The 24,598-nt window shown below is 50.2% G+C and carries 22 protein-coding genes; 5 read left to right on the forward strand and 17 right to left on the reverse strand.

Going from position 1 to position 24,598, the window contains the following annotated elements; genetic code table 11:
- Positions 1-155: 155 nt before the first annotated feature.
- The gene (locus HPT30_RS15465) at positions 156-791 is read left to right on the forward strand and encodes a hypothetical protein (RefSeq protein WP_175372240.1); all 636 of its coding nucleotides are present in this window, start codon (positions 156-158) and stop codon (positions 789-791) included.
- Between the two features lie 249 nt (positions 792-1,040).
- Here HPT30_RS15465 and HPT30_RS15470 read toward each other — a convergent pair whose 3' ends face one another.
- The 5 genes from HPT30_RS15470 to HPT30_RS15490 form a co-directional block, all read right to left on the reverse strand.
- Positions 1,041-1,421: a RidA family protein gene (locus HPT30_RS15470; RefSeq protein WP_175372241.1), complete on the reverse strand. Its 381-nt coding sequence runs from the start codon at positions 1,419-1,421 to the stop codon at positions 1,041-1,043.
- A 105-nt stretch (positions 1,422-1,526) separates the two neighbouring features.
- Entirely contained in the window at positions 1,527-2,192 is a 666-nt protein-coding gene (locus HPT30_RS15475) for an NAD(P)H-binding protein (RefSeq protein ID WP_175372242.1), read from the reverse strand.
- A 46-nt stretch (positions 2,193-2,238) separates the two neighbouring features.
- A complete protein-coding gene (locus HPT30_RS15480) occupies positions 2,239-3,513 on the reverse strand; it encodes an MFS transporter (protein ID WP_175372243.1) in 1,275 nt (424 codons plus the stop codon).
- A 118-nt stretch (positions 3,514-3,631) separates the two neighbouring features.
- A complete protein-coding gene (locus HPT30_RS15485) occupies positions 3,632-5,029 on the reverse strand; it encodes an ATP-binding protein (RefSeq protein ID WP_175372244.1) in 1,398 nt (465 codons plus the stop codon).
- Positions 5,030-5,214: 185 nt separating this feature from the next.
- Positions 5,215-5,418 carry a CsbD family protein gene (locus tag HPT30_RS15490; RefSeq protein WP_066374682.1) on the reverse strand — a complete coding sequence of 68 codons (204 nt, stop codon included), beginning with the start codon at positions 5,416-5,418 and terminating at the stop codon, positions 5,215-5,217.
- Between the two features lie 462 nt (positions 5,419-5,880).
- On the opposite strand from HPT30_RS15490, the gene HPT30_RS15495 reads away from it, so the two are divergent.
- From HPT30_RS15495 to HPT30_RS15510, 4 genes are all read left to right on the forward strand, one after another.
- Complete coding sequence (locus tag HPT30_RS15495; RefSeq protein ID WP_175372245.1) at positions 5,881-6,777, forward strand: FMN-binding protein; 897 nt, start codon at positions 5,881-5,883, stop codon at positions 6,775-6,777.
- A 52-nt stretch (positions 6,778-6,829) separates the two neighbouring features.
- Complete coding sequence (locus tag HPT30_RS15500) at positions 6,830-8,716, forward strand: FAD-dependent oxidoreductase (RefSeq protein WP_175372246.1); 1,887 nt, start codon at positions 6,830-6,832, stop codon at positions 8,714-8,716.
- A gap of 208 nt (positions 8,717-8,924) precedes the next feature.
- On the forward strand, positions 8,925-9,374 hold the full coding sequence (locus HPT30_RS15505) for a hypothetical protein (protein ID WP_175372247.1): 450 nt from the start codon (positions 8,925-8,927) through the stop codon (positions 9,372-9,374).
- 18 nt (positions 9,375-9,392) lie between these two features.
- The gene (locus HPT30_RS15510; RefSeq protein WP_175372248.1) at positions 9,393-10,373 is read left to right on the forward strand and encodes a polyprenyl synthetase family protein; all 981 of its coding nucleotides are present in this window, start codon (positions 9,393-9,395) and stop codon (positions 10,371-10,373) included.
- A 176-nt stretch (positions 10,374-10,549) separates the two neighbouring features.
- On the opposite strand, the gene HPT30_RS15515 is transcribed toward HPT30_RS15510, so the two are convergent.
- From HPT30_RS15515 to HPT30_RS15570, 12 genes are all read right to left on the reverse strand, one after another.
- Positions 10,550-11,062: a cysteine hydrolase family protein gene (locus HPT30_RS15515; RefSeq protein ID WP_175372249.1), complete on the reverse strand. Its 513-nt coding sequence runs from the start codon at positions 11,060-11,062 to the stop codon at positions 10,550-10,552.
- A 275-nt stretch (positions 11,063-11,337) separates the two neighbouring features.
- Positions 11,338-12,222, reverse strand: a complete 885-nt coding sequence (locus HPT30_RS15520) for a UbiA-like polyprenyltransferase (RefSeq protein ID WP_175372250.1) — start codon at positions 12,220-12,222, stop codon at positions 11,338-11,340.
- Between the two features lie 71 nt (positions 12,223-12,293).
- The gene (locus tag HPT30_RS15525) at positions 12,294-13,580 is read right to left on the reverse strand and encodes an aspartate aminotransferase family protein (RefSeq protein WP_175372251.1); all 1,287 of its coding nucleotides are present in this window, start codon (positions 13,578-13,580) and stop codon (positions 12,294-12,296) included.
- Between the two features lie 185 nt (positions 13,581-13,765).
- A complete protein-coding gene (locus HPT30_RS15530; RefSeq protein ID WP_175372252.1) occupies positions 13,766-15,691 on the reverse strand; it encodes a peptidase U32 family protein in 1,926 nt (641 codons plus the stop codon).
- 58 nt (positions 15,692-15,749) lie between these two features.
- On the reverse strand, positions 15,750-16,541 hold the full coding sequence (locus HPT30_RS15535) for an energy-coupling factor transporter transmembrane component T family protein (protein ID WP_175372253.1): 792 nt from the start codon (positions 16,539-16,541) through the stop codon (positions 15,750-15,752).
- Positions 16,534-17,436: an ATP-binding cassette domain-containing protein gene (locus tag HPT30_RS15540; RefSeq protein WP_175372254.1), complete on the reverse strand. Its 903-nt coding sequence runs from the start codon at positions 17,434-17,436 to the stop codon at positions 16,534-16,536. Before HPT30_RS15540 ends, HPT30_RS15535 begins: the two co-directional genes overlap by 8 nt.
- Positions 17,412-18,284 carry an ATP-binding cassette domain-containing protein gene (locus HPT30_RS15545; RefSeq protein ID WP_175372275.1) on the reverse strand — a complete coding sequence of 291 codons (873 nt, stop codon included), beginning with the start codon at positions 18,282-18,284 and terminating at the stop codon, positions 17,412-17,414. The genes HPT30_RS15540 and HPT30_RS15545 overlap by 25 nt, the downstream gene beginning before the upstream one ends.
- Positions 18,285-18,289: 5 nt before the next feature.
- Complete coding sequence (locus HPT30_RS15550; protein ID WP_175372255.1) at positions 18,290-18,865, reverse strand: Gx transporter family protein; 576 nt, start codon at positions 18,863-18,865, stop codon at positions 18,290-18,292.
- On the reverse strand, positions 18,849-19,238 hold the full coding sequence (locus HPT30_RS15555; RefSeq protein WP_066374703.1) for a NusG domain II-containing protein: 390 nt from the start codon (positions 19,236-19,238) through the stop codon (positions 18,849-18,851). Before HPT30_RS15555 ends, HPT30_RS15550 begins: the two co-directional genes overlap by 17 nt.
- A gap of 217 nt (positions 19,239-19,455) precedes the next feature.
- Complete coding sequence (locus HPT30_RS15560; RefSeq protein WP_175372256.1) at positions 19,456-20,946, reverse strand: HD-GYP domain-containing protein; 1,491 nt, start codon at positions 20,944-20,946, stop codon at positions 19,456-19,458.
- A gap of 509 nt (positions 20,947-21,455) precedes the next feature.
- Positions 21,456-22,385 (reverse strand): alpha/beta hydrolase, encoded by a 930-nt coding sequence (locus tag HPT30_RS15565; RefSeq protein WP_175372276.1) that lies wholly within the window; start codon positions 22,383-22,385, stop codon positions 21,456-21,458.
- A 198-nt stretch (positions 22,386-22,583) separates the two neighbouring features.
- A partial coding sequence (locus HPT30_RS15570) for an LPXTG cell wall anchor domain-containing protein (RefSeq protein ID WP_175372257.1) occupies positions 22,584-24,598 on the reverse strand: 2,015 nt, incomplete at its 5' end.

Consider the following 24,598-nt stretch of genomic DNA (forward strand, 5'->3'; position numbering starts at 1 on the left):
ATTTAAAAACCTTTCTGCTTTTTTTCTGCATATTTCCACGGAACCTCCCCTGCAACCGGAGATAATTCCGTCCGTATGCTATAATTGAGATTATTTAACAGGAGGTGGTATGCATCAACTCGCGAATCCCATTAATCCTAAATCGCCGACAATTTATGACGGGTCTGATTTTATTTGTGGCACTTATTGTGCTTAGCATCCGCTATCCCGGAACGGATTCCTGGATGAATATCCTGCTGAATACCTTCGGGATTCCACTATACAGCAAACCAGAGACCCGGACTGGCCTGCAATACTCCGGTGTACTATCACTGATTTTGCTTTTAACTTCAATCGCCTTTTTTAACATGTCTCTGTCACGTCATCGGCTGCTCCTGTTCATAGTCTTCATGATATTGCTAACAAATGTGCCTGATTGGCTGGTCAGCAGCTATCAACGCATGTTCGCTTCAGGTGTGTACGCACTCGAATTAAAGCCCGAGGAAATAAGATGCTCATTCAAACTTGAGGGAGAAACTTACAACGGCCAATGTCAGTTGCCTGTGCGCAATTACAGTGCCAGCCAAGTCGCCGCAAGGGCAGTCCTTCAACCGCCCAAGCACGAGGGTCATCCATTAGCCGGGGCCATTATCCATCTTCCTACCCTTGAACTACTGCCCCATGACCGTACTAGATACAATGCCGAATTCAAGCTGCCTGTTACAGGGAATCCTGGCATGGAAAGCGGAGAGCTAAGCGGATTTTCGATTACTCTTATTGACAAAAAGCACAGCCGCACCTGGGAGCAATAGGATTCCCTATCAACTCAGCCTAAACTGTGGGATATCCTTGCAGGGAACAGAATAGTTTGTATCACCTCAACGAATCCTTTTTGAAGACTGAAGCCTGCCGTTTATTCAAGCAACTGCCGAGTAACAGCAAAAAGGAGTCGCAGCATTCCTGCCGCGACTCCCTGACTTTTATATCTACCTATTGCGTTTCATGTCAGCTACGAGCAGTGCAGAATAGCTTGTCCTGCGCTGCTTAAGTTTTCATTTGAATTATTTCTTGCGGGCAATCGCTTCGATCTCAACCAGTCCATCTTTCGGCAGTCGTGCTACTTCAATCGCGCTGCGTGCCGGGTAAGGCTCTGTGAAGAACGTGCTGTACACTTCGTTCACCGCTACAAAATCATTCATATCCTTAAGGAACACTGTAGTCTTAATTACATGATCCAGTGAAGCGCCTGCCTCTTCCAGAATAGCCTTGACGTTGTTCAGCGCTTGACGGGTTTGTTCCTGTACGCCTTCCGCCAGTTCTCCCGTCTCTGGATTCAAACCGAGTTGACCGGAAGTGTGTACCCAGCTCCCAGTAGCGATAGCTTGGCTGTAAGGCCCGATTGCACCAGGCGCTTTGGATGTTGCTACTTGCTTCTTACTCATAATTGTGTTCCTCCCATATCCATGGATTATTTATGGTCCCATTGTACGTCCTGATCTCTATCTAATGCAAACATCAATCTGCGTAAGACGTGAAGCCGCCTGCCTTTAGCTCTTGCCGATTACATGTATCACATCATTAGGATAGATATGTACACCAGCGGTACCAGCCAGCGAAATATTCACCATAGCCCGGGCTACCGTCTCTCCCGGGATAGCCCTGTATTTGGCTGCTTTACCAACCATGGCAAAATCCAGCGCCGTCATTAGGCGAGCTACCACCCGCTCCCCAAGCCTGAATTCCTTACGCTGTCCCAGCAACAGGGAAGGGCGGAACAGGTGCAGACCATGGAAGCCGGCCGCGATTAGTCCCTCTTCAGCACGTCCCTTGGTTCGGCTGTAGAAATTGCGGGACTTCGCGTCGGCCCCTATCGAGGAGACGGCCAGCAGCTGCCTCACTCCCTCTTCCTTTGCTATAGCAGCAGCCTCCAATGGATACCCAAGATCGACCCGTTCGAAGCTGCTTTGTGAGCCTGCGGTTTTGATTGTCGTTCCAAGACAGCAGAACATGACCTGCACTCCCCTGAACTGCTCTCTGTAACGGGACAGCTGCTCCCAGTCCACTATGGTCTGCTTGAGTAAAGGATGCTTGATCCCGATGGGACGCCTCACCAGCACCCTGATCTCATCCCAGGCTCCCCGGCGCAATAGCTCCTGGGTCACTGCCTTTCCTACCAAACCGGTGGCTCCCAGCACCATTGCTACTCGTGACATCGCAGAGCCTCCTTTTTCAAAAAAATCATCATAAATCATATCACCTTTACGCATCTTTAAGAATTTTCCGCCCGAGAGTTGCAGCCAGCACGATCATGAGTAATCCGACAACTAACTGCGTGCCGAATACCTGAATCCAGTGCGGCCAGTCCTCAATCCATTCATAGATCTTACCGCCAATCAGCGGACCAAAAAACGAGGAAATCCCTGTAAGCGCTGCATACACAGCCATATACATCGGCCGCTCTTTTTTAGGTGTATCGCCAATAATAAAGTTGAAGGCCAGCTGATTGAAGCCACCAACTCCCACCCCGAAGACAATATGGGCGGCGAACAGCACCACCAGCATCGGCAGCACCGAGAGCAGACCCCAGATCAGCGAGGAAACAGCAATAATGGGAAGCGTCCAAAGCAACAAGCGTTTGTTGCTATATTTCGCATTCAAGTTTCCCCAGACATAGAAGCTGGCCATCATGAACACCGTCTGTGATACATTGAGCAACGACATGGTTTGATAATTAATATTCAGCAGTTGCAGCATCACATAAGAATACAGTGGAACAACAAGGTTTTGCAGCAAAAGCCAGCCAGCAAGAAACAATGTAGACTTCATGAACAGTGTGTCGTGAAGCGGTTTTTTGAGCATCGGCAGAAACTTGTTTTCTTCAGATTTCTCGAACGGCACATCCGGGTAGAAGAGATAGACAATAATGTTAGCCGTTGAGAAAATCCATACCACAATGTACAAAATGAGAAAACCATGGCCGCCGGGATAACGGTCCAGAACGATGCCGCCGCCGTACATCACCAGACTGCCCAAAGCGTTTAGAAAAGTATTACGGATTCCGAAATAACGGCCGCGCACCTTCGGCGGAACCAGATCACTGATAACAGAGCTCCATAACACGGAGCCTGCTGTATTTGCAATGAAAGCGGTTGTATATAACGCTATAAAAGCTATTACCCAGTATTCTTTTGGGAAGATAAACGGCACCAGGCCGGTAGAACTCCACAGTATCCGGTGAAGGGCAACAAAAGTGACCATAGCCCACTTGCGGCTGGGCAGCTTCTGGATCAGGAACGCAACACCGATCTGGCCGATATTGACCAGCGTTGTCAGCGCCAGTACAAAACCGATCTGACTGGAGGTAGCTCCTAAATATAACAGAAAGCCCGTAAGAAACTGCCCTTGAAGCAGGACCTGGAAGATCGTCGCAGGAATCCCCTCAAATGTGGCTATCTGCAAATTCTTGCGCTGAACAGAGGCTTTGCGAATACGCTTGGGACGATGAACCGGTTGCCTGTTTCTCATGATGCTCATGGGGACGATAACACTCCTTTGATGCGGCTTTGGCTTCATTCTACTCCGCATCAATCTCCTGTCAATATGGCGAAATCACAAATAAAATTGGAGCCCCGTTCCCGAAATTCCTCTTGTCCTAAATAGGCAGATACAGTGAAAAGATACTGCCCTTCCCCTCCTCGCTCTGAACAGTGATGAAGCCGCCTAGCAGTCTGGCAAGATCATGACTAATGGACAACCCTAGCCCTGTTCCGCCGTATTTTCGGCTGATCGTCCCGTCCGCCTGCCGGAAGGCTTCGAAAATGATCATTCGCTTCTCTTCGGCAATCCCGATGCCACTGTCCCTGACCTCAAATACCATCCAGTTCAGATCCTGCCCGTCTTCCCAGCGCTGTTCCGCTCGGATGCTCAGCATTACGCTGCCCATCTGTGTAAATTTAAACGCATTGGAGAGCAGATTCCGCAAGATTTGCTGCAACCGCTGTGGATCTGAGATGATGGTCGGCGCGAGATTTTCACTTACACTGACCACAAATTCCAGTTCCTTTTGCTTCGCGATCACACTGAACTGAAGAGACAATAGCTCTGGAATCTCGCTTACATTCACCTGTTCCTTGATTATATCAAGCCGGCCTGCCTCCACCTTGGACAAGTCAAGGATATCATTGATAAGCATCATCAGTTCTTCGCCAGAACGATGGATAATGCCGCCGTACTCAGCAATCTCTTCCCTGGTAGTGGAATTATCATTTTCTTCTATTAATTGCGAGAGATTGATTATGCTATTCAGAGGGGTCCTCAGTTCATGTGACATATTGGCCAGAAACTCCGACTTGTATTGCGAGGCCAGCATCAATTGCTTCGCTCTTTCCTCCAGCACGATTTCATTCTTATGCAGTTCCTCTGTTTGCGCGGACAATAGCTCGTTGGCACGCCGTATCTGCTCATTACGGGAAAGCTCCAATTGGAAGTCCCAGATGATCAGGGCAAATAAAATACTGAGAAGCAATCCAGAAGGAAATGTGATCGGCATAATTTCAGTTATGTATTCTCTGGCAGGGATTATACCAAATATGGTGATATTCAATGCGTTCATGACATTCACTGCCAGAATGACGATAAGGCCTTTTTTCATTATGGAAGCATTTGAACGGGTAATCCAGCAGCTGAGCCCGGCGCTGAGGAAACCAAGAATCGATAGATTAAGCATTCCTGCCAGCGCAGCTTCGTTCCATCCGAAGGTCAGCCGGGTCAGACCCGTTCCAAATCCGATCAATATGAGGGGAAAGGGCTGCGGAAAAGCGATTGTCGTGATAATGATGGGCACGAACCTCAAATCAAAGATGACATGATCATCCAGTCTATATCCAAAAAAAGAGCTGATCCATCCGGCGAAAATCGCCAGCAATACCCAGCTTATCTGCTTTACGCGTTTCGATGCATACGTGATTAGATGCTTGTATAATAAATTGGCCAGATAGGCAACGGTGATCAACACAGCTGTGTTCACGAAAAATATTTTTAAATATTCCATAGCCTCACTCCTGGCCTAATATTAGAAACTACCAGTAATACTAGCATATTAATCCACCTGATTCATTGAATAACAGGCGCTATTTCTACAATCTCCGGCATCTAACTAAGCAGCCCTTCTCAGCGGCAGCAGAAGAGCGCAAACCAGATGCGATTTGCGCTCTTCTGCTATACTATTGTTGCCTATCAATCCCGGAACGAACGTCCCCAGGTTCTATACTCTTCTTCAGCAGCGTCCTTCGTGTGTCCATAACGTTCCTGAATCTTGCCTACCAGCTTATCCTTCTCACCGTCGATGACATTAAGATCATCATCAGTAAGCTTGCCCCACTGCTTCTTGGCCTCGCCTCTAAGCTGCTTCCATTTCCCTTTAAATACATTGCTGTCCATAGCATGCTCATCTCCTCATTTTTGGATTAAAGTACGTATATAGGACATGTCTTCACAGGCCTTATTACCCCTCGTTTAACAGCATGAATCCTACCTTGACTCTTCCCCCCTGGTGAAAGAGGTCGTCTTTTGTCACATAATAATCTTTAAAATAGCTTTCAATATTTTCTAAAATTTGATATACTACATATATAAATTAATTTTTAAAAATTTAAGTGATTATTTTCACATAATTAAGTATCGCTTCTGTGCTAGAATGCCATCGAAGATGAAACAAGTTCATTAAATTTTTCATTATACATAACCGATATATGTCATGTAAAAGTTACATTCAGGGGAGTTACCCCAAAATTAAAGTGACAAATGTCATTTATAAAGTGATTTTTATCACTTCCAAAGTCGTTAAAATGTTTTACATTTTAATATATATATTTTAAACTATTTTCTTGGAGGTCATACCAAATGAAAAAAGCTTCTGTAATCTTGTCGAGTGCCCTGATTCTTGGTTTGCTTGCGGGCTGTGGCAGCAACAACAGTAACAACGCCGCGACTGCAACTAACACCCCCGCTGAAACAACTGCACCTGCCGCAAATTCCGGAAATGCCGGAGCTGAAACTGCCAAGTATCAAGACGGCGTCTACTACGGAACTGCACCTGCTGATGAAAAAACCGGCTGGGAATCCTACGCTATTCTGACTGTTGAAGGTGGAAAAATCACTAAAGCTGACTGGAATGCTTTCAATGTAAAAACTGCTGGTGATCTGAAGAAGAAAGTTTCTGAAGACGGCAAGTACGGTATGAAAAAAGGCGGCGCTCAATCGGAATGGCACGAGCAAGCTGCACAAGCTGAAGCATTTTTGATCGACAAACAAGACCCTGCGGCAATTACCCTTGACGCTGAAGGCAAAACAGATGCAATCTCCGGTGTATCCATTCACGTTGGTGAATTGGTTGAAGCCGCTAAAGCTGCCCTGGCTGCCGGACCTTCCGAAGCGGGCCCTTACAAAGACGGCGGTTACACTGCAGAGGGCGAAATGGACCCTCAGTCCGGTTGGAAATCCACTGTAGCCCTGACTGTTGCAGACGGGAACGTTGTCGCTGCTAACTTCAGCGGTGTAAATGCTGCCGGTGATGACAAGAAACAATTCTCCATTGATGGCAAGTACGGCATGAAAAAAGGCGGCGCTCAAGCGGAGTGGCACGAAGAGATCGCCAAAGCAGAAGCTTACTTCGTAGAGAACAAAGGCACTGCTCCTGCTCTGGATGCCGAAGGCAAAACAGATGCAATCTCCGGTGTGTCGATCCACGTTGGAGAGTACTACACACTGGCAGCAAAAGCGCTTGAAGGAGCAAAGTAATTTAACGACAGCTCCCTCTTATAGCCAATCAGACGAATGAGGTGAATTTCTTTTGAAAAAAATAGTCATTTTGGGCGGCGGCTACGGCGGCGTACTCACGGCTAAAAAACTGGCAAAAAAATTTAAGAACAACAAAGAAATCGAAATTACGCTTATTGACCGGAATCCATACCACACTCTCTTGACTGAACTACATGAAGTTGCTGCAAACCGCGCTCCTGAAGATTCGATCAAGATTGATCTCAAAAAAATCTTTGCCGGATTGAAAGTCGATGTTGTACTGGATGAAATCAGCAATATTGATTTTAAAGGTAAAAAGCTTAAATCTGAGAAAGCTACCTATGCGTATGACTACCTTGTCATCGGTACAGGCAGCAAGCCAACCTACTTCGGCATTCCAGGTGCAGAGGAGAATACCTTCTCCTTCTGGTCCAATGATGATGCGGTTGCGCTTAAACGCCAGATTCGCGATATGTTCACCCTAGCAGCAAAGGAAAAGAATGCGGCAGTACGCCGTTCTATGCTTACCTTTGTAATCATCGGTGCAGGATTTACCGGTGTTGAGCTGGTCGGCGAAATGGCTGAGTACCGCGAAGAGCTTTGCAAAGAATTCTATATCGATCCATCCGAAGTTCGGCTGATCGTTGCAGATATGGCTCCTAAGATTCTGCCTATTCTTCCAGATAAGCTGATTTCCAAAGCAACAGCTTACCTGAAACGGTTGAACGTAGAGATCGTTACCGGTGCCAAGATCACTGAAGTAGGCAAAGGCAGCATTGCTCTCGGCGAGAAGAATGTTGTTGCTGCGCATACTGTAGTTTGGACTGCCGGTGTTGAAGGCTCTGAAATTGTGGGTAGCCTCGAAGGTGAAGTTAAACAAGAGGGCCGCAAACGTATCGTTACGAACGAGCATCTCGAAAGTGTAGATCACAAGAACGTGTACGTTGTCGGGGATAACATCTTCTTCATTCCTGAAGGCGAGACCCGTCCTGTTCCGCAGATGGTTGAGAATGCTGAGCAAGCAGCTCCAATCGTTGCAGGCAACATTGAAGCTGACATTAAAGGTACGGCGAAAAAAGCCTACAAACCAGGCTTCCATGGTACCATGGTATCGATCGGTAGCCGCTACGGTGTAGCAAACGTTGGTCTTCCAGGCAAACTGTTCATGCTTACCGGCTTCATGGCTATGCTTTCCAAGCACGCTATCAATATGTTCTATCTGTCCCAGGTTGTGGGCTTTAACAAAGTATGGACTTATATGATGCATGAATTCTTCCATGTGGAGAACCGCAAGAGCTTCCTCGGCGGTCACTTCTCCAAACGTTCGCCGAACTTCTGGCTCGTTCCGCTTCGCGTTCTGCTTGGTGGCATGTGGTTGTATGAAGGTATTGATAAGCTGAAGAAGATATGGGTTGATCCTAATAAAATCTTCCTGATTCCTGCCGCACCGCATGCTGTAGATGCTTCTTCCGCAGCAAGTGAAGCCGTCAATGCCGTTAAGGATACGGTGGATGCTCAATCCGCAGCTTCGGCTGTTTCCACCGCCAAAGAAGCCGTTCAAGCATTGCCGGTTCCAAACTTTGTACACAGCATTACTAACTGGTTCATGGATTTGATGTTCTATCAAGCTGACGGAAGCTATACTTTCCTGGCAAAATGGTTCCAAATCGGTATGGTTGCCGCCGAGATTGTCTTCGGTGTTATGCTGATCGTCGGTCTGTTCACTGCTATTTCTTCCATAGCCACCATAGGTATGGCCGTTATGATCTGGTCATCCAAGATGGCTTCGACGGAAATGCTCTGGTACGCTGCAGCAGCTGTTGCCTGCATCGGCGGTTCCGGTAGCACGCTTGGTCTGGATTACTATGTCTTGCCTTGGCTCAAGAAGCAGTGGAAGAGAATTCCGCTCGTAAGGCGCTGGTACCTGTTCACCGACTGACGCTAATTTCCTTGTTTCATTAGCATTCACATTATATTAATTATTTATATCGTTAAAATGTGAAGTTTGTATGTTCTTTCAGCTTAATATGTGTATTCTTCAGAGTAATGTGTCCACGGACACATTACTCTACTTATTTACGAGTGGTTTTGTAGGGATGATCGGGAATGGTTCCTTCCAGCAAAACCGACAAGAAGGAGAGATTCTTGTGAATAATCAACTCGCTCAAGAGACCTTCCGGTTGCTACAGGCTGACATGTCACCCATCGCCGGAATTCAGCTTCATCTCTCTCCGGTGGAATGTGAGCAACTGCTCCCGGTACTGGAACGCCATGATCTGGAATACAGCCGCAAAGTTCATTTGCTGGGTATTTATATCATTCTCACCCTGGCTGCGAAACGCCATATGGAATGTGTACCACATCATCCCGACCTTACACGCAACATTTTGGATGGAGACTATTTATACAGCTTTTACTTACAATTTGCGGTGAAAACCCGCGAGCTGGATCTCGTAGCTTATTTGGCTCCTTCGATCAAAAAAATGCAGATTAGACGGGCAAATGGAAACTTCGCGGAAGAGAATCTGGCTGTTATAATGGAAGAGTTCCTGGTCAGGGAACAAAGACAACAGGGACGCACGAGCAAAGCCATTTGACAGGTGGGGATCATTAAGATGAAGCTGCATGAGGCCTTGAACATCGACCTGAAGGAAATAAACCGGGAGATCGAGAATCTGGTGGCGCGTGACAAGGATGTGCCCAAGAATTCGCAGCTTGCCCAAGGCATTCTGCAATTGGTCGGGTCCGGCGGTAAACGGCTTAGGCCATTGATGGTCATCGTCGGAAGCCGTTTTGGCCGCAAGCTTCCCGGACGCCGAGCTCTCCAGCTAGCCGCAGCCGCGGAATTCATTCACGCTGCCTCCTTGATTCATGATGACATTATTGATGATGCAGAAGTTCGGCGCGGAAGACCTGCCCTGCATGTCATCACCGGCGTAGGTTCCGCCGTACATATCGGGAATTACATGTCTGCCCGGGTCATCGAGCTGTTAAGCAAATATACAGGAGACAAAAATCGTTATGTTCATGATCTGTCTTCTGTTGCCACAGCCCAGCTCTGTCTGGGCGAGTACCAGCAGCTGGAGCATGCCTATGATTACGACTTCACCATGGAGCAATACCTGGAGAAGTCGCGCAACAAAACTGCGCTGCTGATGGCTACATGCCTGCGCGTCGGCGCCTTATCTTCCGAGAGCACAACAGAGGTCGCAAGCCTGCTGTACAACTTCGGTGAAGCGCTGGGCATGTCTTTTCAAATCCAGGATGACCTGCTGGATTTCACGCAGTCTGCTGAGGTCCTCGGCAAGCCAGCCGGCAGTGACCTGCGCCATGGCCAAGTCACGCTGCCGGTGCTGTTCGCCCTGCAGGACCCTGGGCTGGCCCCGGCCATCCGCATGATCGGCCTCGATTCTTCGGATGCCGAGATTGCCCATGTACTGGGCCTCATCACCCGCAGCGATGCGCTGCTGCGGGCCGAGCAGGTCAGCCGGGATTATCTGGACCAAGCTGCTGTCATTATCCAGCAGCTGTCATCCTACCCGGCGCATACCAACCTGGTCACGCTGCTGGAATACTTCTCAGCGCGCGACCACTAGCGGCGGGGGTTCTCATCCCCACCGCCCTCACGGACAACAAAAAGGATACCCCCATGCACATGGGCTGGTATCCTTTTTGTTGTCCGTGTTTGTTGTTCTTTTATTACCGATTGCACATAAATGAACAGAGCACAACGTCAGTGGAAAGTTTTAGCATGAATTCTCTACTTTGGATACTAATTTGCTGTTACCGAAGCTTGTTGACTTACCAAGTACTCAATCACAGGGTAAGCTACAACATGTCTATGTCGGTAGGTCTGATCGATTGCCGCATTTTGAGTGCTAAGTATCCCCTTCTGCAATATTGCCGCCTTAAATCCCCGTTCGAGTGCACCGTTATATGTGAAAAGTACGCAATGCTCTGCTGCAAATCCGGACACAATAACCAGCTGAATGCCTTTATCGCTTAATACGGCTTCCAGCTCTGTTTTCCAAAATGCATTAGAATACTCTTTGTTGATTTGAATATCATCCTGTCCTATTACGATCTCGGGGATAAAATCCAGTTTAGCAACGCTAGATTCATCCGCCCCTTCAATATCTTTCACATGGATGACAGTGTGGTTGTTCTCGCGAAGCAGACCAGCAACATGATTAATATATTCACAGGCAGAATGAACAACAGCTTTTTCTACTTGTTCCTCCAAAAAGTTGGTCTGCATATCAATCACTAGTAAAGCAATCGTCAAGGTCCTTCCCCATTCCTGAAGTTAGTTTAGATTTCATATAAATTACAAACAACCGATGATTTATGCAATATCTCTAAGCATACTATAGGCAAGGCGGACCTTACAGGTAAAGTTTAAATTTAATTATATGCAAATAAAAGACTCTGTTAGATGGATATCCTGCAATCCAACAGAGCCTTTACATTTTGACCTGATGCGGGAGAAAGCGGGCGCTCACCTGCAAGCTTTTTCTACGGGGAGTCCCGTATCGAATATAAACGCCCTACCCCTCCGCCTTAGTTAAAGTAAAAATAATCCACCAGCGTACACAACAAGATCACCATACTGATCACCTGATTCAGATTATACGAAGCCACCTTCATCAATTTGCGATTCGAGGGCTTGATAATCTTGTGCTCGGTCATTAGTAAGATTGTTGCTATGCCGATCCCAACTAGATATATCCATCCTAGATCACGCCAAACGTACAGGAAGAGCAGCAGCATAATCATGATAAAGTGCAGCCCCTGGGCGATGCGCAGCGCATTCTCCAGGCCGAAAAAGCTGGGAATGGACCATAGTCCATGCCGGCGGTCAAATTCAATATCCTGCGTGCCGTAAATAATGTCAAAGCCGGCAATCCACAGCATAACTACTGTCCCAATGACAAATGGGGTGAAGGCAATATTGCCTGTCACAGCGAACCAAGCACCGATTGGAGCCGAGGCGATCACAAACCCCAGATACAGATGGCTAAGGAACGTAAAACGCTTGGTATACGAGTATGAGGAGATTAGCAGAATCGCTACCGGCGACAGCACCAGACAGAGCAGATTCAGCATCCCTGAAGCCACAATAAAGATAGCATAGTTGATAATGATAAATAGAATGACTTCCTTCTCCACCAGTAGCCGTTGTGGCAGATGGCGGTGGGCTGTGCGCGGATTGGCTTTGTCAAAAGCGCGGTCTGCCAGCCGGTTGAACGCATTCGCACCATTGCGGGCGCCGATCAGGGCGATCAGTCCCCAGAGCATGACCCGGCCGGATGGCCAGCCGCCTGCAGCCCAGACCATTGAGATAATGGCAAACGGCAGCGAGAACAGCGTGTGGGAGAACATGACCAATTCGCCGAACATTTTTATTTTTAGAGCAGCATTCTTAAAAGCATTGAATATCACCATAGCATGATTCCTCTTTCTTCGTTTCCTGTTGCATGCGGCTTCGCCCACGGGTCAGACCCGTTGCTTGCACATTACTTCGAGACTTGCCGCAGCACCTCATCCAATACTGTAATCATACCATCAATATCTTCGGCTGTAACGATAAGCGGCGGCTGAAAAGCCAATACATTGCGGTCGATTCCGTTCTTCCCGATCAGATAACCACGGTCCTTCATCTCTTCTAAAATGTCGTCCGTTAAGGCCCCGGCAGCAGCGGCATCAACTCCAGTAAGCTCCGCACCCAGCATAAATCCGGTTCCCCGCACATCAGAGATCAACGCCGGGTAACGTTCTTGCAGCGACTTAAGACCTGCCTTAAGATGAGCGCCGAGCGAGGCCGCACGTTCCTGCAGCCCCTCAGTACGGATATAATCAAGCACAGCAAGGGCTGTAACGGCTGATACCGGGTTCCCACCAAAGGTGGAGGCAGATGGGCGGTTCAGCGAAAGTGCGATCTCATCCGTGGTAGCGAAGGCTGCTACCGGCACACCGTTGCCAAGCGCTTTGGCCATACTGATGATATCCGGCACAACGTCAAAATGCTCCATCGCAAACAGGGCACCCGTCCGCCCAAAGCCGGTCTGAATCTCATCGGCAATCAGCAGCACACCGTACTGATCCAGCAGTGCCTTCACCTCGCGGAAGTACCAGGATGCTGGCATAATCATGCCTCCGTTGCCCTGGATCGGTTCGGCGATCATTGCGGCAATGGTGTCTCCTTTTTCCTCCAGCACACGTGCCAGACTCTTCAGCGAAATCTCTGCCGCCTCATCCAGCGTCAACTCCGGATGATAGGGCCGTTCAATGAACGTAACATCCTCATCAAGATAACGATCTGTCCGCCACATCGGTAGTCCTGTCACACTCATCGTCAGGTTAGTCCGGCCGTGCAGGCCGCTTTCCAGGGCAATAAATCCTTTGCGTCCGGTATGCATCCGGGCTAAGAGCAATGCCCCTTCATTGGCCTCTGATCCGCTGTTGACGAAAAAAGTCCGGCGCAAGTCACCTGGCAGCACTTCCTCCAGTCTCTCCGCCAGATCTACAGCCGGCTGCGTTAGATAGATCGTTGTTGTATGCTGCAACTGCTGAAGCTGTGCTATCGTCCGTTCGGTAATCGCCGGATTACAGTGACCGCAAGCCACTACAGAGACACCAGCGAAGAAATCCGTATATTCCTTCCCCTTCTCATCATAGACAAACTGCATGTTTCCCCGTACGATCTGTGGAGAATCGCGATAAAAATGCGCTGTGCAGGGATAAAAGTATTGTTTGCGTTTGGCAGCTACTGCTTCTCTTCCAATATAGCTTCCTTGTTCCATCGATGATTCCCTCACTTTCTGTTGCTTGATAACCCGAGGCTTGGGATTACTCGCAGCTACATATTATTTTAATTTTAACTTATATAGCGGCATGATCGGTGAATAAAATAAATACTTTGTGAAAAAAATAACAATACAGCTCGTCAACTACCGCTATTTTCCCCCAACCCTGTTTACTTTAAATTTTAATTAAATTGCAAGGCCCCTAAAGTATAGCCCGCATAAACAGGCTTCAGGCCACCGAGCAGCTCGTCGTTCTGGTTCAAGCCTTGTAGCGCATGTTGGTACGAAATAATAATGTCACGCAGTTGCTCCACCGTATACGTGGCTCCCTCAATTCGGAAGCTGGCAATCCCCAGCCCACTCATCTCCTGAAGCATCGGCAGGTAACATAGCTCTTTAGCGAACAATAGATGACAGCGTCCGTGCTGGTCGCGATAGACCGGATTCTCGCCTTTGTCGGTTTTGAGCACCAGTACTTCATTGCTTACATACAGATTGTCTTCCTGAGCAATCGGCTCCATAACTTCTGTATTCTCATAGAGATCATGATCCATATACATCAGCGCCGGTGTGCCATGTACGACCACTTCCAGCGGCTGCTCACAGCGAGCGGCAAAGGTAGTGAAATGCTCCAGCGTCATCTCCGGCGATACCGTAAGCTTGTTCAGACCATATCCGGCGTAGAATCCGGCAGATAGATGATTGTACACGTTCAGATTGCTGTCGCCGATCATTGGGTAGCCAGTCGTTTTGTACCGCCGGATGGCTCCAAGATTGGTTACGAGCAGTCCGTCGATCGGCAGGCGTTCACCGTTTAACAACTGATCATATTGGTCAAAATGCAGCTCGGTCATCATACGCGGCATGCCCAGATAGATTTTCGTATCACCTTTCAATGTCCCAAGCTCCTGTATCTCACGCTTCGTGAACGGACGATCTGGCTCAAATACATCTCCGGGAAGATGCAGAATGTCTACACCCTGTGCAAGCACCATTCTCGCCTGCTCCATGTTGTTGACGCGTACCGCAAGCTCCGGTTTAGAGTGTCTCTTCTGCCCAGCTTGTGCCATCCGCTCCCGTAGTAAGGTTACGCGTTCTTGGGAAAGTTCGCGCTCTGCTGTTGGGGTGCTGAAAACTTTGCCAGTGCTGTAGAACTTGCCGGTTCCCTCATAACGCCGATTAATATTGGACAGACCCGGTTTGCCGAAAGCATAGGCTGTAGAGAAATCACGTTTGCGGTTCTGATACAGCAGCTTCGAATCCACCGTACGTTCAAAACCTACAGGATCATCGATGTACCGGTCAATCGCATCCCCATAGCTGTTCACCAGCGTCACCATGAACTCTTTATCACGCATCCGGCCTTCGATCTTGAAGGAGGTGATGCCCGATTCAATTAACTCAGGAATATGCTCATACATGTACATATCTTTGACAGCAAGCGGGTACTCCGCCGGGAAGACATAACCGTCTTTCTTCACCCGGTAGTCCCAACGACACGGCTTCATACACTTGCCCCGGTTGCTGCTCATCCCGAACACCTGGGAGCTGAAGTAACAATTCGCCCCGTGCACAGAACACATATCGCCATGCATGAAGTATTCCAGTTCCATTCCGCTCCGCTGGCCCAGCAGCTTGGCTGTTTGCAGATCCATTTCCCGTGAAGTGACGACTCTGGTGACGCCAAGATCACGCAGCGCGTAAATCATCTCTAAGTTGTGCACATTCATCATGACTGAAGAGTGAACCTCTAGGCTGAGCCCCATCTCGCGGATCAATTCCAGCACCGACATATCCTGTACGATCAAGGCGTCGGGTCGAACGCTATCCAGAAAACGCAGATACTCGCGGGCTTCCTCGACATCCTCTTCGCTAAACAGGTTGTTGACTGTGATATATACTTTTTTGTCCAGACGATGGGCGATATCCAGCGCCTCTACGATCTCTTCATGCGACAGATTGTATCCCTTGCGCATCATTCTCATATTGAGAACCGGGCCGCCCAAATAGACGGCATCGCAGCCAGACTGAACGACTTCCTTAAAAATATCGAAGGTGCCGGCTGGTGCGAGCAATTCAATCTCTCTGCCATTAAAATAACGTGCCATAGTTGTTCCCTCCCAAGTTGATCTTGCTATATAAATGCATTGCCGCCAAGAACGTGCGCTATAGCCAAGCTACTGCAACGCCCATTACGACAAACATTAGTATAAAAACAGTATCGGCCCCGCCCCATATCGGACGGTGATACCGGCTGCGCGGCGCGTCCATACGGAAGCCACGAGCTTCCATGGAGTAGACCAGATCCTGTGCGCGGCGGAAGGCGCTGGCGATAACGGGAACAAGCAGTGACACCAGCATCCGCCCTTTCTCCTTCAAAGGAAGTTCCTTCAGATCAGCACCGCGTGAAGCCTGCGCCTTCATTATGATCTGAGATTCATCGAGAATCGTAGGAATGAACCGCAGCGAGATATCGATCATGAGCGTGATGCGGTCCGGCGATAGCCCAAACCTTTTGAACGGTGACAGAATTCCTTCCAGACCCTGATTAAGCTTGCCGGGAGTGGTCGTGAAGGTCAGCAGCGCCGAGAAGGTGATCAGGAAGAACATACGAATGACCGAGAAGGCACCCAGACGAAGCCCGTCTTCGTACAAGTCCCAAGAACCAATGGACAGCCACACTGCTCCTTCTTTTACGGATACAACCTGTACGATAAAAATAAATAGCATCAGATAGCGCAGCGGTTTGGCTGCTTTAAGAAAATACTTCAGCGGAATTCGGGTCGAAGCCATGACCACCACCGAGAATACCGCTAGCAGCGCCATCGCCATCCAGGAACGGGATAGCAGAATGACTACTACATAAAGCAACATCCCGGTAATTTTGGACCTGGCGTCCAGTTTATGTACCCATGATCCCGTTTCAATGCTGCGACCCAGCAGTAGCCTCTCATTCATGGTCATCCCTCTTTCCGCCAGCCCCGTCAAGACCCTTGCCTTCTGTACGCAGTGAGGCAATAAGCTCAGCAAGACTCTCAGCTGTCAGTCGAGGCACCTCGTCCTCTAACCCCAATCGGTCAGCGACTGCGCGCCAGTAACGGAGCGACTGTGGAACCGTAAGACCGCAGCGTTCCAGTATGGCCGGGTCCTTGGCAAGATCACTGGCGTTCCCCTGAAAAGCTGTTCGGCCTTCCTTTAACACAACCCAGTTATCTGCTACAGGCAGCAGCTCATCCATCCGGTGAGTTACAATAACCACCGTCCGGCCCTGCTCACGGCATAACCGTTCCAGCAGCGAGATCAGCTCTGTGCGGCTGATGGGATCAAGGGTGGCTGTCGGTTCATCCAGCACGATAATATCAGGGTCCATCGCCAGCACAGAGGCGATAGCCGCCTTGCGCATCTGACCGCCGCTAAGCTTAAACGGATTGCGCTCCAGAAGGTCCAGATCCAGCCCCATGTCCAGCATCGCCTTACGGGCACGTTCTTTTGCATCTTCGGGACTCATTCCAAAGTTCAGCGGGCCGAAGCAGAGATCCTTCTCTACCGTCTCCTCGAACATCTGCTGCTCCGGGAATTGAAAAACCAGGCCTACGCGCCGGCGCAGCGGCAGCAGCCGGGGTGACTTCTCTCCGGCACGCAGCGTGACATCAAGCACAGATACCGTGCCCGCCGAAGGCTTCAAGATGCCATTGAACAACTGGAGCAGCGTAGACTTGCCGGAGCCTGTCGCCCCAGCAATACCTACAATAGAGCCTTGCGGAATGCTCAGATCAATGTCGTGCAGCGCCGTCTGTTTCCACAAGCTCCGGTCGGCATAGGTGTAGCTTACTTGCTGTAATTGTATGGCCATAACGTCTCTATAAGCTCCTTTTCACTGCCGGGAACGTCCACTTGAATCCCGCGCTCCTCCAGCTCGCCTGCCAGCCGCCATGCATATGGCGCGCGCAGATGACATCTCTCCAGCAGCTCCTCATTGCGAAACAGCTCGGCTGGTGTCACATCCGCAGCCAGGCTGCCTCCGTGAAGGGCAAGCACCCGCTCCGAGGCCAGAATCTCATCCGCATCATGCGTAATCATCAGAAGGGTGTATCTGCCTTCGGCGTGCATTCCTTTCAGGATGCTAAGCAATTCGTCGCGGCTTCCCTCATCCAACATAGAAGAGGCCTCGTCAAAGATGACGATGCCTGGCTCCATCGCAAGGATAGAGGCGATGGCGACACGCTGCTTCTGGCCTCCCGACAGTTCCCCGGGATGCTTGGCCAGCAGATGAGCAATCCCTAAGCGCTCCGAATAGATCTGCAGACGATTCTCCATCTCTTCGTGGGATAGACAGAGTCCTTCCAGGCCAAAGAGAATATCTTCTTCTACAGTAGCCCCGACAAACTGGTTATCGGGATTCTGGAAGATCATGCCGATGCTCTGCCGGATAGGACCGATCGATGCCTCTTCAAGCTTCATCCCGCAGACGGTAATTTCTCCCGCCCCTGCAGGCAGCAGAGCATTAAAGAGCTTCACCAGCGAGGATTTGCCGCAGCCGTTAGGGCCGACGACGCTTACCCACTGTCCTTGGGGAATGGTGAACGATATGTCTTGCAGAATCGGATGCTCCGGACCATAGCCGAATGAGACACCCTCCAGCTCGATCACCACTTGTCCCGCTTTCGCTCCGTTAGCTTGTTCTTCATGCGCTTCCTTCATGTTAGTCATCCTTTCGCTGCGTCTCCCGGATCGTCCAGAAACTCTTCGAACAACGAGATTTTAGACAGTGAGGTGACCAGATACCGGACAGCAAATCCTACAGCCACCCCTGTAACCACCCCTGTAATGAGCAGCATCGGCAAATAGTAAAATATTTTCAGTGAAGCAAAGACCATCGACGCTGCCAGCAGCTGTCCGATATTGTGAGCGACCCCGCCGGCTATACTGATTCCGATAAGGCTCAGCTGCTTTCCGCCAATCAGCATCAGCAGATACATCACTACGAAACTGAACAGCGATCCGAACAGGCTGAACAATAAACTGGAAAAAGTGCCTAAAATAAATGCCGTAAGCAGTGTCTTCAGGACAACGAGCAGGAAGGCATCGCGCCCGCGCAAAAAGAAAATACAGGTCAATATCATGATATTCGCCAGACCTAGCTTGGCACCGGGTACCATACCCATTCCTGACAATGGAATTTGGGCCTCAACCAGACTCAGCACTACAGCCACTGCAGCAAAAATCGCGATAATGACTGTTCTTTTCAGCGCCGTAGCTGATTCACTACTGGACATACCCATCTACTTCATCCTCCCCCGACACACTAGCGATCTCCACCAGCACCCGGTGCGGCAGGCAGACAATCGTTTGCTTGGTCCGGGTAATCCTTCCAAAACCGAGACATACTTTATCCGGGCAATCGGCATCATACATTTCAATGCCATAGTCATGCACCTTCAAAATGTTGTAGCCCCGATCTGTGCGGATATCAATGGTTTGCTCTTCTTTAGTAAGCTTAACTGTTTTAAATAACTTTCCGTCCACCGTCACATTGGCCACTAGGTTGTCGCCAATCCCACCTTTACTCTCGTCACTTGAAAACCAACGCGGTACGAGAAAAGCGAGCGCAGCCACCAGAACGATGGAAATCAGCCATACATCTGCGCGTTTCATAAAATTCTCCCTTATTTTTTAATTAAAATCCGGACTTATTAATTATAACGGTCCTCTATCAATCCTTCAATGAATGTAGGCGTTTATTGTCACCTTTAAGTGCATAATTTCACAAAATAGGCACGAACCTTTCCTATCTTTGCAAAAACGGATAGTCCCTCCTTACGAGAAAACGGATTATCCCGTTGTAGTGGGATAATCCGTTTGTATAAGTTTGTTATTTTGCCCGGGAATATTCCAGAAATAATCCAGCAAAAACAGGGTCCCACTGGGTGCCTCTACCCTGCTCCAGAATTCCCAGCGCCTGCTCGGGGGCCATCCCCTTGCGGTAAGGACGATCCGAGGTCATGGCATCATAGGCATCAGCTACGGCAATAATTCTTCCGTATAACGGAATCGCCTGTCCGGCAAGTCCATCCGGGTAGCCTTTGCCATCGTATCGTTCATGATGGGATCTCACGCCACCCAGATAAGGAGTCATTTTCTCCAAAGGCTCAATCTGCCGCAGTATATTCTCACCCAACACTGGGTGGGCCTTGATCTGATCAAACTCTTCATCCGTAAGTTTTCCTTCTTTAAATAACACACTGTCTCGCACACCGATTTTGCCGATATCATGCAGCAGTGCCGACTTGCGCAGATTGTCGAGTTCCACACCCGTGATCCCGGCCAACTGTCCAATGATAACCGAATACTCGGCTACCCGTAAGGAATGTCCGGCTGTGTAGGGGTCTCTTGCATCCAGCGCTACGGCTAAGGTGGTAAAGTAGCTGTCCAGCAGCTGTCTGTTCTGCTCTTCCCGGGCCTGTAGGCCACGTACCATCATATTGAACCCAGCGACCAGGTTGGAGAATTCATCCAAATATTCATCCTGGATCTGCAGCAACTGTCCGTCCTTAACATTATTGGTCGCCTTATATAACTCATTGATAGGATGCTGTACACTTTTAGTCAGCAGCCATGCAGCAATGGCGGAGAACGCTGTACCGATGAATAGCACCATCCCCGCCCAGCCCCAGAAATTCTGAATTCCGGTTCTGCTAAGCGCAGTATCATGCAGCCGCACATTAGTCGCCATAATGAATAGCGCTAGCGGGAAAGTGCCAATCAGCATGCAGCTGACCATGAATTTGGGACCGATCGGAACAAAAACATAGCCTTCAAGCGAGAAATCGACATTATAACGTTCAAGCGCCCGATTCCGGAATTCCTTGATTAGAGGAATAATAGCAGAGCAGGTCAGGAAAAATTCAATCAAAGCGTGCATGCATGCGATCAGCACCGCACCTGTTACCGCCTGATAGAGAACGGAGTACGGTAAACTGACGAGATCGGTATGGATCATCCAGTAGGTCATCAGAATCGCAGGCACCGCCATTCCAAACAGGTGCGGACCAAGAATCCGGTACACAGCATGCTTGGGCAGGCGATGAGTATAATGGTAAGCCTTCTCCAGCAGCTCCAGACTGGGGTCAGCTGTCCTCAGGGCGGTGCGGATGGGCTTGACATGCTTCATGAACAAGCTGATCTCCAATAGCGCCATCACCAAGAAGGAAAATAGCAAGACCAAAAATAGGCGGCCATACTCCAGTGCAGGCAGCTCCAGGGAGGAGATCAACAACACACTGCCTACTGCGAGCACAGCGACAACAGAGCCGAACAAGTAGTTTCGGATCTGTTTTTTTATAAATGCCTTATATAAAACCATCTATTCCTCCGATCCAGGTCTTTCCATGATGTCAGTGACTTATTTGCTTTATTTGTATTTATATGCTAAGATTTAATAATATTTGATTGTCGCTATATGTATCCCCATCAAGAAGATGTCAGGCCGATCGTTGCTTTCATTATTATTATCGGCATTTTGGACACAATCTCTTACGTTTTCTTGCAGAACTCTTCCTTTTTATGAGATGAAATTCGAACATAGCATTCCGATTCGCACTGGCGCGGCCACGGAGCCGCAAGGACAAAAGAGAGGTAGGGCTTTTGTCGTTTTGGAAGGATTACTCTCGCCATACGGCTGCTGGAAATAACAAGGAATAATGACCCCGTTGCTCACGACGGCAGGGGATAAATATAACGAGATGCATGGTACATAGTCCCTCTTGCTCAGGAACACTGGCCATGTGTGGAAAAATTAGGCGCCCGATAACCGCTCTTTGCGGATATCGGGCGCCGTCTACGTTTCAGGACATTTTCTCGGCACCCCTTCGCTCAATGTACATATCGGGTTACAAATCCGGCAACCTTGGCTTTGTAAGCTTCTTTGTCCGTATCATAGGCCAGTCCATGACCGGCTCCCGGAACAACAAACTTCTCCTTGGGGCTCCGGCAAGCCTCATATAGCTCATCCAGCATAGCAAAAGGTACAAACTTATCGGCATCACCATGAATGAAGAGAATCGGCACTTGTGCTTTGCGTACCTGTTTGAGCGCTGAAGCTTCGCTGAACCGATAGCCTGCCTTCAACATGGTCACTGTGCTGGCACTTTGTACAAACGGGAAGCTAGGCAGCTTATACATACGCTTCAGTTGATAGGTTAGCTGGGCTGTAACCGAGCTGTAAGCACAATCTGCGACGATGACCTTCACCTGCTGTGGAAGCACCTCGCCAGATGTCATCAGCACCGTTGCCCCGCCCATGGATACCCCGTGCAGAACAATCTGTGCACCCGGCCCTGTCTGCTCGGTCACATAATGAATCCATTGCAAATAATCGCGCCGTTCCGGCCAGCCGAAGCCGATATAATTCCCAGCACTCGCACCATGGCCTCTGGCATCGGGCAGCAGCACATTGTAACCTAGATTCTCATAATAGAATTTGGCGTAGGCCCCCATATCTTTTGCCTGACCGGAATAGCCATGAGCGATGATAGCCGTACGTCCCTCCGCACGCTCCGAAGGGAGGAAATACCCTTTCAATTCCAGTCCATCTTCGGAGACAATGCTGACGTCCTGAAAGGTCTGACGTGAGATCCATTCCTTCCCCTCGCCCCAGGATGGACCAGCAACCGGAGGATCGACCTTCAGGTCAGGACTGCTTCCCAGAAATTCTTTGGGCGCACGCTTGACTGCAACTCCGTAGAAAAAGAATCCGGCGTATACAACCAGGGCTGCAACGATAACAATCGCTGCGCCAATCATCAAAGTCCATGACAATCTCCATTCCCCCTCCTATCGAACATTATATTTTTTCCAGATGCAGTTAGTATAGCATGCCCTGCATGGAGACCAAAGTGAAGGATCTAGCTCATAGAAAAAGAGCCGCTCTCCGGAAAATGAAAATCCGAAAGCGGCTCTGCTGTTATTTACGGCAAACCAACCTATGATTCTGTCTGCCGGTTAAGATTTGTTTTTTCTGGAGAATCTGAATCTTACCAGCAATCCCAGAGCGGCTAATCCTAGCCCGGTTACATAATAAGGGACAGGACTCGATTCACCGGTCTTTGGCAACTGATCTACAGCCGGACCACTCAGCGGGACGCTGTTATTGGCCAAGACAATAGAAGGCGTTGCCGGTTTTTTCGAAGGTGTCGGCGTGGACGTCGGCACCGGTGCCAGTGGTACTTGCTCATCTTCAATGATGATTTCCTCATTGTCCGGTGTTGGCGTTGGTGTCGGCGTTGCTGTTGGTGTTGCTGTTGGTGTTGACACTGGTCCAGCCGGTACCGGATCACGATCCACAACAATTGTGCCAATTACAGGTGGAGTCGTTGGACTTGGCTGCGGTGTAACCACTGGTGGTGCTGGCGTCCATGTTGGTGTTTCCGGCGTCGATGTCGGTGTTGGCGTTACTTCTGGCGTTGACGTCGGTGTTGGCGTTACTTCTGGCGTTGACGTCGGTGTTGGCGTTACTTCTGGCGTCGATGTCGGTGTTGGCGTTACTTCTGGCGTTGACGTCGGTGTTGGCGTTACTTCTGGCGTTGACGTCGGTGTTGGCGTTACTTCTGGCGTTGACGTCGGTGTTGGCGTTACTTCTGGCGTTGACGTCGGTGTTGGTGTTACTTCTGGCGTTGACGTCGGTGTTGGCGTTACTTCTGGCGTTGACGTCGGTGTTGGCGTTACTTCTGGCGTTGACGTCGGTGTTGGTGTTACTTCTGGCGTTGACGTCGGTGTTACTTCCGGCGTTGGTGTCGGTGTTGCCGTCGGTGTCGGCGTTGCCGTTGGCGTTGGTGTTGGTGTAGCTGTCGGCGTTGCCGTTGGCGTTGGTGTAGCTGTCGGCGTTGCCGTTGGCGTTGGTGTTGCCGTCGGTGTCGGCGTTTCCGTTGGCGTTGGTGTTGGTGCTGGTGTTGGCGTTGCCGTCGGTGTCGGCGTTGGCGTTGGTGTTGCCGTCGGTGTCGGCGTTGGCGTTGGCGTTGGTGTAGCTGTCGGTGTTGCCGTTGGTGTTGCCGTCGGCGTCGCTGTCGGCGTTGCCGTTGGTGTTGCCGTCGGTGTCGGCGTTGCCGTTGGCGTTGGTGTTGGTGTAGCTGTCGGTGTTGGCGTTGGTGTTGCCGTCGGTGTTGCCGTCGGTGTCGGCGTTGCCGTTGGTGTTGGTGTTGCCGTTGGTGTTGCCGTCGGTGTTGGCGTTGGTGTTGCCGTCGGTGTCGGCGTTGCCGTTGGTGTTGGTGTAGCTGTCGGTGTTGCCGTTGGTGTCGGTGTTGCCGTTGGTGTCGGTGTTGCCGTTGGTGTCGGCTTCGGCGTTGCTGTCGGCGTAGCCGTTGGTGTCGGTGTTGCCGTTGGTGTCGGCTTCGGCGTTGCTGTCGGCGTAGCCGTTGGTGTCGGTGTTGGCTTCGGCGTCGCTGTCGGCGTAGCCGTTGGTGTTGGTGTCGGCTTCGGCGTCGCTGTCGGCGTAGCCGTTGGTGTTGGTGTCGGCGTCGCTGTCGGCGTTGCCGTCGGTGTCGGTGTTGGCTTCGGCGTCGCTGTCGGCGTAGCCGTTGGTGTTGGTGTCGGCTTCGGCGTCGCTGTCGGCGTAGCCGTTGGTGTCGGTGTTGGCTTCGGCGTCGCTGTCGGCGTAGCCGTTGGTGTTGGTGTCGGCTTCGGCGTTGCTGTCGGCGTAGCCGTTGGTGTCGGTGTTGGCTTCGGCGTCGCTGTCGGCGTTGCCGTTGGTGTTGGTGTTGGTGTCGGCGTCGGCGTCGGCGTCGCTGTCGGCGTAGCCGTTGGTGTTGTTGTCGGCGTCGCTGTCGGCGTTGCCGTCGGTGTCGGTGTCGGCGTTGCCGTTGGCGTTGGTGTTGGTGTAGCCGTCGGTGTCGGCGTTGCCGTTGGTGTTGGCTTCGGCGTCGCTGTCGGCGTAGCCGTTGGTGTCGGTGTTGGCTTCGGCGTCGCTGTCGGCGTAGCCGTTGGTGTTGGTGTCGGCTTCGGCGTCGCTGTCGGCGTAGCCG

The sequence above is a fragment of the Paenibacillus agri genome, from assembly GCF_013359945.1.
GTDB lineage: Bacteria > Bacillota > Bacilli > Paenibacillales > Paenibacillaceae > Paenibacillus_AQ > Paenibacillus_AQ agri.